Here is a 13,361-nt window from a genome sequence, read left to right as displayed (position 1 = left end):
TCGCCGCCACATCACCCAAACTGCTTTACGCACCACATCAGTGCGGCACACATCGGTAAGCGCCCTGAAAACGACCATAGCCGTTCACACGCCATTGTCATTTCCGCAGGCGTTGATTATTGTGATCGCTCTAAACCAGAAATTGCGGCGAGGCCAGACAGATGCAAACAGCTTTTTTCACGATATTCGGTGAAGTACTATTCGACAATTTTCCGGACGGCAGCCGAATCCTCGGTGGCGCACCGTTTAATGTCGCCTGGCATTTGCAAGCTTTGGGCCGGCCAGCCCAGTTTGTCAGCCGTGTAGGTGAAGATGACGCCGGCCGCGAGATCCTCGCGGCCATGCAAAGTACCGGTATGACGCGATCTGCCATGCAGATCGACGCTACGCATCCAACCGGCAGCGTAGCGGTCAGCATAACAGACGGGCAACCCAGCTACCGGATTCTGGACCAGCAAGCTTACGACTACATTGATGCCGAGGCGTTCCATCATGCCCACAAACAGGGCTTGCTCTATCATGGCAGCCTGGCTTTACGAAACCCGGTTTCCAGACAAACATTGCTTGATATGCAACAGAACTGGAGTGGCCCGGTGTTTCTGGATGTCAATCTGCGCGCGCCCTGGTGGCAAGCGGATGAGGTCTTGGGATGGATAGCCGGCGCGGATTGGTTAAAACTGAACGATGAAGAATTGGAATTATTGCTGCCTGACCAGCAGAGCATAGACACCAAGTTGCGCCTATTGCAGCAGACATATCATTTAAAAGGCGTGGTGCTTACGCGCGGCAGCCAAGGTGCGCTGGCGCTGAATTCATCTGGGGAGTTGTTCAGTATCGCCCCCGAAAGCCATATTAAAATAGTTGATACGGTCGGTGCCGGCGATGCGTTTGCAGCAGTTTTGTTATTGGGGATTGCCGAAAACTGGCCTATGCCCGTGATGCTAAAACGGGCGCAGGAGTTTGCGTCGGCGTTGGTAGGTCAGCGCGGCGCTACCGTCGCCGACCCAGCGTTTTATCAAGGATTTATTGAAGCCTGGCAATAGCAGAGGCGTAATGTCTTGTGCCTCTGCGGCACTAATCAAGACTGTTGTCTGGCAGGCACACCGTCTGACCAATCGTCAGACTGGGCGGAGAAAAACTTTTTAAATGTCGGCATGAAGCTGGCGGTGATCGGGATCGAATAAAAACAATACATGGCTGCCGCCTCGCCGGTACTGACGCCAAACAGCCATTGCGGCATGAACAAGGTCATCAACGCGCCAAAACAATGGTAGATGCCGATTCGCCAATTGTTTTTCCAGACAAACGCGCTGAAGGCCAGGGCAAACAGGGAGCCATGGGTTACCAGCAAACCAAAGGCGCTGGAGATCGCATAACCGATATGGTAAATGCCCATGAACAGACAGGAGTTCATCCGGCCGATGAAGTTAGGATCTATGTCAAACAGCTGCCAGTCGTTCGGCAAGCGGGTCAAAATTAAAAACAAACCGCTTAAAGAGCTGCCGAGAATAAACGCTTTCTTCAAAGCCTTAGGGTCCGACGAATACGTCGCCAAAGCCGGCATGATCGCAAAGGCTTGCAGACTGATATGTACCGACGATAGCTCACTCAGGAATAAGTTGGTGCCATAGCCGCATTGATCGGCCACCGGATACGCAAAATATTGAATAAACTCCATCAACGAGAAGTGAAAAATGGCGTAAGCCCTCGCCAGTTTCACCCAAAAGGTTTCGTCCTTATCCAGGAAAGTTACCGTGGAGGCAACGAGCCCCGCCACTCCCAGGCCCAAAGACATATTGGCACTAAAACACATGGTTAATCCGTCATTTAAATTTTTAGAAGCGGCGCGTACCTTGTCGCAGTCGCCGGTTTGATTTATGAGTGCCGGCCATTTTTGCCGGAAGGCAAAGATACACGTAGCGGCGTTTTATTGCAGCAATTTTGTGGGAATTAATCGCTAGCCGCCTGAATACGGCCGAACTAGTGCGGCCGATTGGCCAACTCAATCTGTTCTATCAACTGTTCGGCACCCTCCAACTCTCGATCATAAACATCGGTGCGATAAGCCTCGCCATTCAGCGTAACCGCGGATGCCGATACCAAACCGTCGGCTTTTTCTATGTTGATACGGGTTAATGTAGACAAGCCAGGCTGCAAGGGATTGGCCTTGAGTTCCGCTACATCCAGCGCGATACGCACCTGCAGGCGCTCGGCGATATGAATGAAATTGCCGGTAGCATTATCGGTCGGCAACACTGCAAAGATGCTACCGGTGCCTGGGTTGATGCCTTGCACCCGGCCGTGATAAACCCGGTCGTCGCCATACGCCGCGACGCGCACTTCCGCCGCCTGCCCCGGCCTGACCCCCGCGATCTGACTTTCCAGAAAGTTGGCTTCTATCCATAGATCGTTCAGCGGCACGATAGCCAGTAAGGGCGCACCAGCCTTCAGCGTATCGCCAACTTGTACCTTGCGTTTGGCCACGCAACCGGACACCGGCGCCATCAGATTCCGGCGTTGGTAATCCAGAAACGCCTGGCGCAAGCGGCTCTTGGCTTTTTCCACGGCCGGATGATTATCTATCCCCGAATCCAGCAATTGCGCCTCAATGCCGCTTTGTTCGGCGCGAATTTCTTTAATCGCCGCCTCCAGTTCGTGGCTTTTATCTTGGGCATTTTGTAGCTGTTGATCGGAAACCGCGCCATCCCTGGCCGCCGCGTTGAAGCGCGCCAGGTCGTGATTGACCTGTGCCAGTAAAGCTTGTTTCACCAAGGCCCGCTGCTTCAGCGTCTCGGCTTTGGCCTGCAAACTAACGATATTCCGCACCGCTTCCGCCAATTCGGCTTGCGTCTGCTGCAAGGCGATGCCGGCATACACACCATCCAGCCGCACCAAGACCTGGCCTTTTTGCACGCACTGCGTGTTTTCCGCCAGTACTTCGACCACGGTACCGTCAGTCTGCGTTTTCAGCGTAATTAAATGCCCTGCCACGAAGGCGTCGTCAGTGGCCACCCAGTCGCGATGCTCCAGCCACCAATACGCCAAATAAGCCAAACCGGCCAGCAGCAAAGCCAAGGTGACGCCTTGCAAGCGACGCCGGCGTTGGCGCAGAATTTCCCGAGGACGAATTTTTTTGGGCATGTTTGCGGTCATGGCTTTGCGGGTTTAGTGTCGCTGTAGCCGCCGCCCAGCGCCTTAATGATGTTGATCTCGGCTTTATGTCGCTCGCCCACCAGAGCCGCCAAGCGAAACTGTTGCTGGTAGACCTCCAATTTGGCCAGACTCGGCGCGGCACGATCAGACAAGCCATGACTGCGCAAACTATCGGCCAGCTTGTCAGCGGCTAATGCGTCCGCCAAGCTTTGCCGCTGTGCCGCCAAGCGCTCATCCAGCTCACGCCAACGGCTCAGCGCGTCGGCCACTTCCTGCACCGCATGCACCAAGCTGCGGTTATAGCGCTCGACGGCCGCATCGTAAGCCGATTGTTGATACTCCAGATTCGCGCGCAGCCGGCCGCCTTCGAAAATCGGAAACTCGATGGACGGCCCGACCGCGTAAGCCAGACTGGAACCTTGCAACAACACGTCGCTCAAGCTGACGCTGTGCAGACCAGTGAAGGCCACCAGATTGACGTCCGGATAAAACGCCGTCTCGGCCACCTTGATTTCCTCGGCCGCCGCCTCGGCATGCAGCCGCGCCGCGCTAATATCGGGACGATGCGCCAGTAAATGCAGCGGCAAATCCACCGGCAGGGTTAAGGCTTGCTCAAGCTGATCGGGTTCGATGACGATGCCAGCCCCCCAATCAGGCCCCTTCCCGGCCAGCGCCGCCAACAGATTTTTACCTATCGCCACGTCGGCGCACGCCGCAGCCAAACCTTGTTCGGCGTTAGCAAGGGCTATTCTGGCCTGCAATAGCGGTGCGTCGGCAACCAGACCAGTCGCCAGCCGCGTTTGTTCGAATCTCAACAAGGCCTGCCGCTCGGCGACGATGTGCTCGGCGATGCCTTGCTTTTCGCTGACAGCCAGCAGCTCGAAATATGCCTTGGCCACAGCAGACGCCAGTAACAGCCGCGCATCGGCCAATTCCGCCGCGGCCGCCAGCGAGCGGCCAACCGCGCCTTGCAGAGCCGCTGCATCGCGCCCCCAAAAGTCCAGGTGGTATCGCAAGATCAAGGGGTTGATCAGCATTTGCCGAAAGTTCTCGCCAGCCAGCTTGGCTTGCACGCTGTTCGCCGAAAAGCGCTGCGCCGAAAAACTGATATTGGCGTCAACTGTCGGATAAAGCTCGGCGGCCTGCGCATCGACCATCGCCTGCGACTGTCGCAACCGGGCTGCGGTAGCCTTCAAATCCGGATTATCGGCCAGCGCCGTGCTTATCAAGCGCTGCAATTCCGGGCTGGCGAAGCCGGTCCACCAATCCGGCGCCGGCCAGGCATCGCTGCTTGCGAAACTGCCGCGCGCATCAGCAACGGTGTTGGTCATGTCAGGCATGGGTAACAGACTGGCGCGCGTACTTTCTTCTCCACCGAACCGGGCGCAACTTGACGAAATACCCAACATTAACGCCAGTGCAATGAGTCGGCGTACAGACATCAGGCCTCCTCCGCGAGTAATTCCTGAGTTTCCCGGCGCAGTTCCTGCTCGACACTGACTTTCACCGGGGTGCGAGTCGGGTGCGCCAACCAGACCAACGCCGCCATGCCGACAAACACGCAACCGGCCATCCAGAACGCATCGTTCATGGCGTGTAACACCGCATCACGTCCGGCCAGCTTGGCATATTTGGTCAACGCCGCCGGCTCTGCAAATCCCAAGGCATTTAGCGTTGCCAAGGCAGGATGATCGGCCAATTCAAACGCGCCGTGATTTTCGGCAAAGCGGGTCAGATGCTGCGGCGCCCGCCGGTACAGCACGATGCCTTGCACCGCAATGCCGATTGCCCCGGCCGCTATCCGCAACAGATTAGCCAATTCCAGCGCCCGCCATTGCCGTTCGGCTGGCAGGCCGTGCAGCAGCAACGCAGTCATCGGCACAAAAAAGCTGCCCAGGCAGGCACCCTCCAGCAATTTCGGCCAGAACAATTGGGCAAACGAGTCCGGATCGTCGAAGCGACTCAGCCAAAAATAGGTGGCGGCAAATCCCAGCAAATTAGCACTCGCCAACAGCCGGGCATCGCAGCGTTTGACGATCTCGTGCAAGACGCTGGCCATCGGCTTGGCGCAGATAGCCATCGGCAGAAATACCAAACCGGCTTCCCACGACGAATAGCCGAACGCCAGTTGTAACTGCACGATGAGCAAGGACAGCAAGCCTTGAAAATACAGAAAACCGGTGAATAAAATGAACACGCCAATACTGAAATTGCGGTGGGCAAACAGGCGAATATCCAGAAATGGCCGACGCACTTGCAATTCCCACACCACCCAATAAATCAGCGTGGCGGCTATCAATGCGATCAAGCCTTTGATGTAAGCCGAATCGGTCCAGTCCCAATCGTTGCCCTGGTTCAACAAAGTCTGCAAAGCAAACACCAGCATCACCGACAAGATAAAACCCACGCTATCGAAGCGCTGCCAGGATCGCCGGTGACCGCGCCGATACAACAGCGCGCCGACGATACCGGCAATCGCCAATGCCGCCGGGATGTTGAGCCAAAACAGCCAGCGCCAACCCAAGTTATCGGCTATCCAACCACCCAAAGGCGGGCCGAAGGTGAACGGCGTCAACGTGAATAGGCTCCAGATACCGATACCTAGCGATTTACGCCTATCGGGATATTCCTTCAGCAACAAGGCCTGACCCAAGGGCAGCGTCAAGCCGCCGGCAAATCCCAGCACAATGCGGCCAGCCAGATAGCCATAAAAGGCAGTGCAATAGGCGCAGAGGAAAGAGGCCAAGGCAAACGCCAGGAAAGCCGCGACGAAGGGCCGGTATTCGCCGAAGCGCCGCGCCAACCAGCCGCCCACCGGAAACGCCAGCGCCAGCGCTATCATGTAATCAGTCTGGGTCCAGGTCGCAAAACTGGGTGGCACCCCCAAGCCGCCAGCCACTCTGGGCAGCATGGCGATGTACGCGCCGGCATTGAAGATCACCAACGCATGCCCAAATCCCAGACATAGGTTAAACAGCTTAAACCGCCAGCCGCGCAGACGCTTTTGATAGACGAGGCTCATCCGCTTATCGGCCCGGTCAACACGCTAAGATTCGTCAGCTTGAGGGGGTAGGCGCAGACCAATGTCACCCAAACTTTGCCGCAGCAACGGCACCGCCATATCGCTGATCAATTGTTTAAATGCGTCTCCGCCATTTTCCAGAGAGGCGAACGCCTGATCGTCAACCCTGAAACTTTCCGATAGTGTCCGAGCGATGACATGGCGCGATACGGGATCAATGAGCTTGATCATTAGCTGCAAAGACGTTTGCCCTTCAAAAATCCGATACCTGCCGATCCCGACCTCTATCACCGCGTCGTAGCGGCCCATCGCCGCATAATCGACTGGCGTGGTGTTCTGGCCATACCAGGCTTGAATGGCCTGATGCCAATGTTGCAAACTGGCATCACCCGCCGCCGGTAACTGATAATACTCGCGGCTCAATTCCCCTTTGCGATTTTCCGCCGCCAGTAGGCCAGGCAGCTTCTGCGCCGCCGCCTTGGCGGGCGTCCAACCCAAATCGGTATTTGCAGGGCTACCGGCAGCGCTTGGCGCCGCCTTGGTCATCGCGTCTACATCAACCGTTTGGCTGTCACTAACCATGCCCGCAATTTCGATACCGCCAGGGATTTGATAAAGCTCAGTAGGCAGTGCATAACCCATGGCCATGTTTTCGAAATGTCGATAAGCCGGATCGCGCCGTTCGATCAAATCCGGTATTACTTCAAGGGGCGGCGCTTGCACCGGCACAATCAAAAAACTGTGCAAACGGTCGATCTGCGACGCGGCGGGCTTAATGCTCGGCGCCGTGCATGCCGCCAGCAAACACGGCAAAGCCAATCCCAGCAGCATGTTTTTGTGGTTACCCCAAAGCCTGGTGAATAAACATATTGAAGTTTTCATGATTTCCTCCGCACCCAACAATGCCATCGAATCGATACATTACTCAGGAGGCACTATAAAAACCACGTTGATATAAGACAAGCGATATTTATTGGACTTTAATATCGATAAATGCAATATTAAACTGATGGACATCGACCAAATCAGAACCTTTTTAAGCGTCGCGGCCAACGGCAGTTTTCTGGAAGCGGCCAATCGTTTGTACGTAACGCAATCGACGGTCAGCACCCGTATCCAGCGCCTGGAAGCTTATCTGGGCGTGACGCTGTTTGTCCGCAATCGCTCCGGCGCCAGCCTGACTTTGCCGGGCCGGCGTTTTTTACCGCACGCCAAATCCTTGCTATTAACCCTGGAACAAGCCCGGCACGACATCGGTTTGCCCAGCCGGTTTCGCGGCAGTATCAGCATCGGCGCGCGGATTGCCTTGTGCGAAACCTTGTTGCCGGAATGGATCAGCGAGATACGGCGGGCCATGCCCGATATTTCCATCCGCAGCGACATCGGCTTCGAAGAAGACTTGATGCGTAGCCTGGTAGCGGGCGCGCTGGACATCGGCTTGATGTATACCCCCCAACACAGCCCCGGCCTGCAAATAGAACCTTTGTTCGATGAAACCCTGGTGCTGCTGACCACCGACCCCAGCCAGCCCTGGCCGAACGACGATTACATTTATGTCGATTGGGCGCCCGGATTTTATGCTCAGCACAGTAATAGCTACCCCAACCTGGAACGGCCGGCGCAGGTGGTCAATATCGGCTGGATGGCGGTACAACTGATTCTGGCGCAAGGCCGCGGCTCCAGTTTCCTGCCGGTGCGCCTGGCCGAACCGTTGCTACAAGCCGGCAAACTGTTTCCGGTCGCCGACAGCCCGCAATTCAAATTACCGGCCTACATGGTGTCGCAGCGCGATAACGATTCGGCGGTTTTACAGCAGGTGCTGGCGCAGATCCGCACCTTGGCGGCTCTGGAGCGGCAAAAGGTTTATGCGCTGCCCGCTCAATCCAAGGTGGCCGACGCGACATGAAATGCATCGGCATGGATGTCCTGCAAGGCCGCGCCATGCAAAAACGCCTGGCGCTTGGTCTGATGCACCATATCCGGATGGCCGCATAAATACAGCCGCCAACCTTTCAGACTAGGCAAACTCGCCATCGCCACGTCGTTGGCCCGGCCCCTGGCCACGCCATCAGGCGCATCGCCGCGTGAGATACAGGCGGTGTAATGGAAATTTGAGTATTGGTCGGCAAGCGCCTGCATTTCCTCGATCCAATACAAACCATCCATCTCGCGGCTGCCATGGAATAGATGAATATCGCCACTGTGACCGTGGTGCAAAGCTTCGCTGACAATCCCGGCCAATGGCGCCAAACCACTGCCGGTGCCAATCAGCAACAGATTTTTTTCCGGGGTAGTCGGCAGGTAATAACACAGCCCCTGCGGATCGGATACCTCGAGTTTGTCGCCTACCTGAAGTTCCTGGTGCACCCATTCGCTGAAGCGCCCGCCCGCCAAACGGCGGATATGAAAACTTAATTTATTGGCATGCAAGCGATTGTTGGCAATCGAATAACTACGGGTCAATCCGTCGGCGCGTTTCAGATTCACGAACTGGCCGGCGTAATAATCCATGGTTTCGCGGCACCGCAAAGTGAGTTGCAGCGTCTCCGCATTCAACAAACTTTTTTCAATTACCGTCGCTTCGGTGAAAAAATCGGCGGGCGGATTAATGCTGATAGACATATCCTGCTGCGGATAACACAGGCAGGCCAGGAAATGATTTTGATGCCGCAACACTTCTTTTAAACCGTCTTGCGCCGCCAGCGGCGGCGGGCCCTGCAAGCTGCGCACCATACAGCTTTGACAAGCGCCCTGCCGACAACCGTAGGGGATGTCGATGTTTTCGCGCAGACAGGCGTCCAGCACGGTTTCGCCAGACTCGCAAACAATTTCGCGGTCGTTCACTCTGAGTTTATGCAAGCTCATCCCCTACTCCGGCGCCTAGCGGTCCAACACGTCGTTACGGGTGCTTTCAGCAATCGCCGCGACTTGATTGATCAGCTCTTGAGGCACATTAAGCTCTTGCAAGGTAGCCGCCAGATTTTCGACCACCGCATCAAAATGTGAGTCATCCAAACCCAGTTTTTTAACCAGATGCGCATGGGCTTGACGCATATCGGCGCCGGAATAGTTATTCGGACCGCCGAAAGCCATGGTTAAAAAGGATTTTTGTTTGGCTGCCTGCTTGTCCATATCGGTGTTATCGAAAAAGCGGCTGATGCGGTGATCGCTCAGCACTTTGCGGTAAAAAATATCGACCGCCGCGTTAACGGCCGCTTCGCCGCCCAGTTGTTCGTAAAGTGTCGCTGTGGTTTCACTCATGATGGTCTGCCTTTAGTTGCCAATTAAAAAAATGCGGCTGTTTAAAGCCGAACGCAGAGTAAGCGAAAAAAACCACTTTTGCAATATTTTTATTATAAAAGTTATTTATATGCCAAAAATAGACTTACAGCGCTTTGCGTGATAGCTGATCCGGCGTAGAATGCCGCATCACTTATTTCCGACCACCCCACACGCCATGGTCAAACTTACCGGCTCGCGCCAAGAGCAAATCTTAAAATTATTGCTGTCCAGCACCTCCGGCATGAGTATCGACGAGCTGGCCGCCCAGTTGGAGATTTCCAGAAACGCCGTCAAACAACATCTCACCGGCCTGGAAAAAGATCAGTTGATTCAGGAAGCGGCGCTGAACAACACCGGCGGCCGGCCTTCGCGCAATTACACGCTGACCGAACAAGGCCGCAACCGCCTGCCCAAGCAATATCCTTGGTTTTGCAACTTGTTGCTGGGCGAGCTAAAAACCGAACTGGGCGAAGCCGCTTTAAGGCAAATGCTGTGGCGCATGGGCGTCAATCTGGCACAGTCGCTGGCCCCGCAATTCAGCGGCAAGGACCCGGCACAGAAACAAAGCGCGCTGCTGGAATTGATGCAATCGCTGGGTTATCACGCCGAAATGGACGCCGAACAAACACAGCCGACCATTAAAGCCGTTAACTGTGTTTATCACGATTTAGCGCAGCAGCACCCGGAACTATGCGAATTTGATCGCGCGCTGATGTCCACTTTATTGGATAGGCCCGTCGAGCAAACCGCTTGCATGGCCTTGCAGGATTGCGCCTGCAAATTCAAAATCTGCCATACCAGCGCTTAGGCGAACTTCCCAACTATTCCAAACAGTTGCCAAAATTTCCGGCTTTGGACTAAAGCGCCTTAGCACAATACGCGGGTTTTTCTACGCGGCGGCTCTCGGTGTTACAATGTTGTTTTCCAGAATGACTATTTTGAATCGCGACCATGAGCCAACCTTTCCGCACGACAACCAGCCTGTTTAGCGGGCTGCTGTTATTGTTAACCGCCTTCTCGCTGCAAGCCGCCAGCCCGATTTTCACCCCCGCCGCTCCCAGCGTCGCGGCCTCCAGTTACTTTTTGATGGACTTCGACAGCGGCCGGGTATTGGCCGAAAAAGACGCCGACAAGCGCGTATCGCCCGCCAGCTTGACCAAAATCATGACCGCCTACGTGGTGTTCCGCGAGCTGAAAGCCGGGCATTTGACGCTGGACGAAAAAGTCACGATCAGCCAGAACGCCTGGGAAACCGGCGGCTCAAAAATGTTCGTTGAGGTAAACAAACAAGTGGCGGTCGAAGACTTGTTGCAAGGCATGATCATTCAATCGGGCAACGATGCCAGCGTAGCCTTGGCTGAACACGTGGCCGGTAGCGAACAAACCTTCGCGACGATGATGAACGAACAAGCCAGCCGCTTGGGCATGGCCAACAGCAATTTCGAAAACGCCACCGGCCTGCCCAGCCCCAACCATTACAGCTCGGCACATGACCTGGCGACCTTAGCCCGCGCGGTGATCAAAGAGTTCCCGGAATACTATCGCTGGGACAAGCAAAAAGAATTTACCTACAACGGCATCACCCAACAAAACCGCAACCTGCTGCTGTGGCGCGATCCTTCGGTTGACGGTTTGAAAACCGGTTTTACCGACGATGCCGGCTATTGCATGGTGGCTTCCGCCAAACGGGAAGATATGCGTTTGATTTCGGTGGTAATGGGTACAGCCAGCGCCGGCGCGCGTTCCAACGAGAGCCAATCGCTGCTGAATTACGGTTTCCGCTTCTTCGAAACCCACCGTCTGTACGAAGGCAATAAGCCTTTGGGCGAAGCGCGGGTCAGAAAAGGCGTGACCTCCAAAGTCCCGGTCGGTTTACCGGAAGACCTGTATGTCACCGCTCCGCGCAAACACTTTAACGAACTGAAAGCCGAAACGCAGATCGACAAAGGCGTATTCGCGCCGTTGAACAAGGGCGACACGGTCGGCAACCTGAACATTTCGTTGGCTGGCGAATCCATCCTCAGCAAACCGCTGGTGGCTTTGGATGCTGTCGCCGAGGGCGGCATTTTCCGCCGTCTCTACGACGCAGCCATTGGCTTACTGGAAAAAGAATGACCGAGCAAGTCTATCTGAACGGCGCTTATCTGCCATTAGCCGACGCCAAAGTGTCGGTGCTGGATCGCGGTTTTTTATTCGGCGATGGCGTCTACGAAGTGATTCCGGCTTATAACGGCCGGCTGTTCAGACTGGAAGACCATATCGCCCGGCTCAACAACAGCCTGAACGGCATCCGTTTACCGTTGCCTCACAGCGTCGCGGACTGGGAAGCGATTTTCCGGCCGCTGCTGGCAGATGACCGCGATCAATACATTTACCTGCAAGTCACCCGCGGCTATGCGCCGAAACGCGATCACGGTTTCCCCGAACAAATCGTACCGACCATATTTGCAATGTCTGCGGACATCAAGCCGTTCGCCGGCCGAGTCGACGGCATCAAGGCGATTACGCTGGACGACATCCGTTGGCAGCTCTGCAACATCAAAGCCATTACATTGCTGGGCAACATTCTGCTTAGGCAGGAGGCGCTGGATCAAGGCTGCGCGGAAGCGATACTGGTGCGCAACGGTTATGTCGTCGAAGGCGCGGCCAGTAATCTGTTTGCGTTGCTGGACGGCGAATTGATTACGCCGCCGAAAAGCCACGAAATCCTGCCCGGCATTACCCGCGACGTGATTCTTGAATTGGCGGCCGCGCATAACATCCCTTATCAAGAAGACATCATCGCACTGGAAGCCCTGCACAACGCCAGCGAAATCTGGGTCACCAGTTCCACCCGCGAGATCGTGCCGGTCATCGAACTGGATAGCCAGCAAGTCGGTGACGGCAAACCCGGCCCCGCCTGGCAACGCATGCACGACTTACTGCAAGCCTATAAAAAATCACTGTCATGAGCGAAACCGAAAGCTTACTGGAATTTCCCTGCCAATTCCCTATCAAGGTGATGGGCAAACATAGCGACAATTTCGACGCCATCGTCGTGGAAATCGTCCGCCGCCATGTCCCGGACATTCTAGAAGGCGCGGTCACCACACGACCCAGCAAAGGCGGCAATTATCTGGCGGTGACGATCATGATCGAAGCCCATAGCCGCGAACAACTGGACGCCATCTACCTGGGCTTGACGGCCTGCCCTGATGTATTGATGGCGCTGTAAGCCGAACTGATGTCCAGTAAGGCGACGACTGTCCTTCGCGATCTGGGGACGCAAGACTATCTCGACGTCTGGCAAGCCATGCAGCAATTCACTGCCGAACGCGACGACAACACTGCCGATCAAATCTGGATCGTCGAGCATCCGCCGGTTTATACGCTAGGTTTAAACGGCAAGCGCGAACATTTTCTTAAAGCCAACGACATCGAAATCGTCGAAAGCGACCGCGGCGGCCAAGTGACTTATCACGGTCCCGGCCAGTTGGTGATTTACCTGTTGGCCGATTTGCGCCGTTTAAACAAAGGTCCCAGACAAATGGTGAATATTCTGGAAAACGCGGTGATAAACACCTTGCGGCAATACGGCATCGCCGCCCAAGCCGAGCCCAAGGCACCGGGCGTCTACGTCAATCAGCAAAAAATTGCTTCGCTGGGCCTGCGTATCAAGCGCGGTTGCTGTTACCATGGCCTGAGCATCAACAACGATATGAATTTGGCGCCGTTTGCAGACATCAATCCCTGCGGCTATGCCGGCTTGCAAGTCACGCAACTGGCCGATTTGGGGGTTAAGATCACTAATCAGGAACTAGCCGTGCCGGTCGTGCATCAGTTACTGCAAGCGATAGAAATCTGAAATAAGCAAATTCGACGAGCCTCGCTGGAAACAGCCAAGCTCGCGAAGACTCTAAAACCA

Annotated in this window: 14 protein-coding genes; 7 read left to right on the top strand and 7 right to left on the bottom strand. The window is 55.4% G+C overall.

Going from position 1 to position 13,361, the window contains the following annotated elements:
- Positions 1 to 161 precede the first annotated feature (161 nt).
- Positions 162 to 1,043 (top strand): PfkB family carbohydrate kinase, encoded by an 882-nt coding sequence (locus tag ACWAU0_RS12300; protein ID WP_205451165.1) that lies wholly within the window; start codon positions 162 to 164, stop codon positions 1,041 to 1,043.
- Between the two features lie 35 nt (positions 1,044 to 1,078).
- On the opposite strand, the gene ACWAU0_RS12295 is transcribed toward ACWAU0_RS12300, so the two are convergent.
- The 5 genes from ACWAU0_RS12295 to ACWAU0_RS12275 form a co-directional block, all read right to left on the bottom strand.
- A complete protein-coding gene (locus tag ACWAU0_RS12295) occupies positions 1,079 to 1,813 on the bottom strand; it encodes a DUF5765 domain-containing protein (protein ID WP_458136842.1) in 735 nt (244 codons plus the stop codon).
- 167 nt (positions 1,814 to 1,980) lie between these two features.
- Positions 1,981 to 3,153, bottom strand: coding sequence for an HlyD family secretion protein (locus ACWAU0_RS12290; RefSeq protein WP_458136841.1), 1,173 nt, complete (start codon positions 3,151 to 3,153; stop codon positions 1,981 to 1,983).
- Complete coding sequence (locus ACWAU0_RS12285) at positions 3,150 to 4,595, bottom strand: efflux transporter outer membrane subunit (protein ID WP_458136840.1); 1,446 nt, start codon at positions 4,593 to 4,595, stop codon at positions 3,150 to 3,152. Before ACWAU0_RS12285 ends, ACWAU0_RS12290 begins: the two co-directional genes overlap by 4 nt.
- Positions 4,595 to 6,175 (bottom strand): DHA2 family efflux MFS transporter permease subunit, encoded by a 1,581-nt coding sequence (locus ACWAU0_RS12280; protein ID WP_458136839.1) that lies wholly within the window; start codon positions 6,173 to 6,175, stop codon positions 4,595 to 4,597. The genes ACWAU0_RS12285 and ACWAU0_RS12280 overlap by 1 nt, the downstream gene beginning before the upstream one ends.
- Positions 6,176 to 6,199: 24 nt before the next feature.
- Complete coding sequence (locus ACWAU0_RS12275; protein WP_458136838.1) at positions 6,200 to 7,057, bottom strand: hypothetical protein; 858 nt, start codon at positions 7,055 to 7,057, stop codon at positions 6,200 to 6,202.
- Between the two features lie 127 nt (positions 7,058 to 7,184).
- Here ACWAU0_RS12275 and ACWAU0_RS12270 point away from each other — a divergent pair, with 127 nt between their 5' ends.
- A complete protein-coding gene (locus ACWAU0_RS12270; RefSeq protein WP_523070795.1) occupies positions 7,185 to 8,081 on the top strand; it encodes a LysR family transcriptional regulator in 897 nt (298 codons plus the stop codon).
- On the opposite strand, the gene ACWAU0_RS12265 is transcribed toward ACWAU0_RS12270, so the two are convergent.
- Both ACWAU0_RS12265 and ACWAU0_RS12260 read right to left on the bottom strand, forming a co-directional pair.
- On the bottom strand, positions 8,054 to 9,040 hold the full coding sequence (locus tag ACWAU0_RS12265) for a 2Fe-2S iron-sulfur cluster-binding protein (protein ID WP_458136836.1): 987 nt from the start codon (positions 9,038 to 9,040) through the stop codon (positions 8,054 to 8,056). The genes ACWAU0_RS12270 and ACWAU0_RS12265 overlap by 28 nt on opposite strands.
- 15 nt (positions 9,041 to 9,055) lie before the next feature.
- A complete protein-coding gene (locus tag ACWAU0_RS12260) occupies positions 9,056 to 9,436 on the bottom strand; it encodes a group I truncated hemoglobin (protein ID WP_101054714.1) in 381 nt (126 codons plus the stop codon).
- A 160-nt stretch (positions 9,437 to 9,596) separates the two neighbouring features.
- On the opposite strand from ACWAU0_RS12260, the gene ACWAU0_RS12255 reads away from it, so the two are divergent.
- The 5 genes from ACWAU0_RS12255 to lipB all read left to right on the top strand — a co-directional run bounded on the left by ACWAU0_RS12255 (position 9,597) and on the right by lipB (position 13,301).
- Positions 9,597 to 10,265, top strand: a complete 669-nt coding sequence (locus ACWAU0_RS12255) for a helix-turn-helix transcriptional regulator (RefSeq protein WP_240618098.1) — start codon at positions 9,597 to 9,599, stop codon at positions 10,263 to 10,265.
- Positions 10,266 to 10,408: 143 nt separating this feature from the next.
- Positions 10,409 to 11,572, top strand: coding sequence for a D-alanyl-D-alanine carboxypeptidase family protein (locus ACWAU0_RS12250; RefSeq protein WP_101054711.1), 1,164 nt, complete (start codon positions 10,409 to 10,411; stop codon positions 11,570 to 11,572).
- Positions 11,569 to 12,408 carry a D-amino acid aminotransferase gene (locus ACWAU0_RS12245; protein ID WP_205451173.1) on the top strand — a complete coding sequence of 280 codons (840 nt, stop codon included), beginning with the start codon at positions 11,569 to 11,571 and terminating at the stop codon, positions 12,406 to 12,408. The genes ACWAU0_RS12250 and ACWAU0_RS12245 overlap by 4 nt, the downstream gene beginning before the upstream one ends.
- Positions 12,405 to 12,671, top strand: a complete 267-nt coding sequence (locus tag ACWAU0_RS12240; protein WP_205451174.1) for a YbeD family protein — start codon at positions 12,405 to 12,407, stop codon at positions 12,669 to 12,671. Before ACWAU0_RS12245 ends, ACWAU0_RS12240 begins: the two co-directional genes overlap by 4 nt.
- Before the next feature lie 9 nt (positions 12,672 to 12,680).
- The gene (gene lipB / locus ACWAU0_RS12235) at positions 12,681 to 13,301 is read left to right on the top strand and encodes a lipoyl(octanoyl) transferase LipB (RefSeq protein ID WP_205451175.1); all 621 of its coding nucleotides are present in this window, start codon (positions 12,681 to 12,683) and stop codon (positions 13,299 to 13,301) included.
- Positions 13,302 to 13,361: the final 60 nt, after the last annotated feature.

Source organism: Methylomonas sp. Uni0009, from assembly GCF_054188105.3.
The sequence above is the reverse complement of the archived record's forward strand: the minus strand, read 5'-3'. Positions and strand labels throughout refer to the sequence as shown.

Bases quoted from the DNA above. Each gene is read 5' to 3' on its own strand.
- ACWAU0_RS12300 (WP_205451165.1), top strand. From the start codon at position 162: ATGCAAACAGCTTTTTTCACGATATTCGGTGAAGTACTATTCGACAAT.
- ACWAU0_RS12295 (WP_458136842.1), bottom strand. From the start codon at position 1,813: ATGTGTTTTAGTGCCAATATGTCTTTGGGCCTGGGAGTGGCGGGGCTC.
- ACWAU0_RS12290 (WP_458136841.1), bottom strand. From the start codon at position 3,153: ATGACCGCAAACATGCCCAAAAAAATTCGTCCTCGGGAAATTCTGCGC.
- ACWAU0_RS12285 (WP_458136840.1), bottom strand. From the start codon at position 4,595: ATGTCTGTACGCCGACTCATTGCACTGGCGTTAATGTTGGGTATTTCG.
- ACWAU0_RS12280 (WP_458136839.1), bottom strand. From the start codon at position 6,175: ATGAGCCTCGTCTATCAAAAGCGTCTGCGCGGCTGGCGGTTTAAGCTG.
- ACWAU0_RS12275 (WP_458136838.1), bottom strand. From the start codon at position 7,057: ATGAAAACTTCAATATGTTTATTCACCAGGCTTTGGGGTAACCACAAA.
- ACWAU0_RS12270 (WP_523070795.1), top strand. From the start codon at position 7,185: ATGGACATCGACCAAATCAGAACCTTTTTAAGCGTCGCGGCCAACGGC.
- ACWAU0_RS12265 (WP_458136836.1), bottom strand. From the start codon at position 9,040: ATGAGCTTGCATAAACTCAGAGTGAACGACCGCGAAATTGTTTGCGAG.
- ACWAU0_RS12260 (WP_101054714.1), bottom strand. From the start codon at position 9,436: ATGAGTGAAACCACAGCGACACTTTACGAACAACTGGGCGGCGAAGCG.
- ACWAU0_RS12255 (WP_240618098.1), top strand. From the start codon at position 9,597: ATGCCGCATCACTTATTTCCGACCACCCCACACGCCATGGTCAAACTT.
- ACWAU0_RS12250 (WP_101054711.1), top strand. From the start codon at position 10,409: ATGAGCCAACCTTTCCGCACGACAACCAGCCTGTTTAGCGGGCTGCTG.
- ACWAU0_RS12245 (WP_205451173.1), top strand. From the start codon at position 11,569: ATGACCGAGCAAGTCTATCTGAACGGCGCTTATCTGCCATTAGCCGAC.
- ACWAU0_RS12240 (WP_205451174.1), top strand. From the start codon at position 12,405: ATGAGCGAAACCGAAAGCTTACTGGAATTTCCCTGCCAATTCCCTATC.
- lipB (WP_205451175.1), top strand. From the start codon at position 12,681: ATGTCCAGTAAGGCGACGACTGTCCTTCGCGATCTGGGGACGCAAGAC.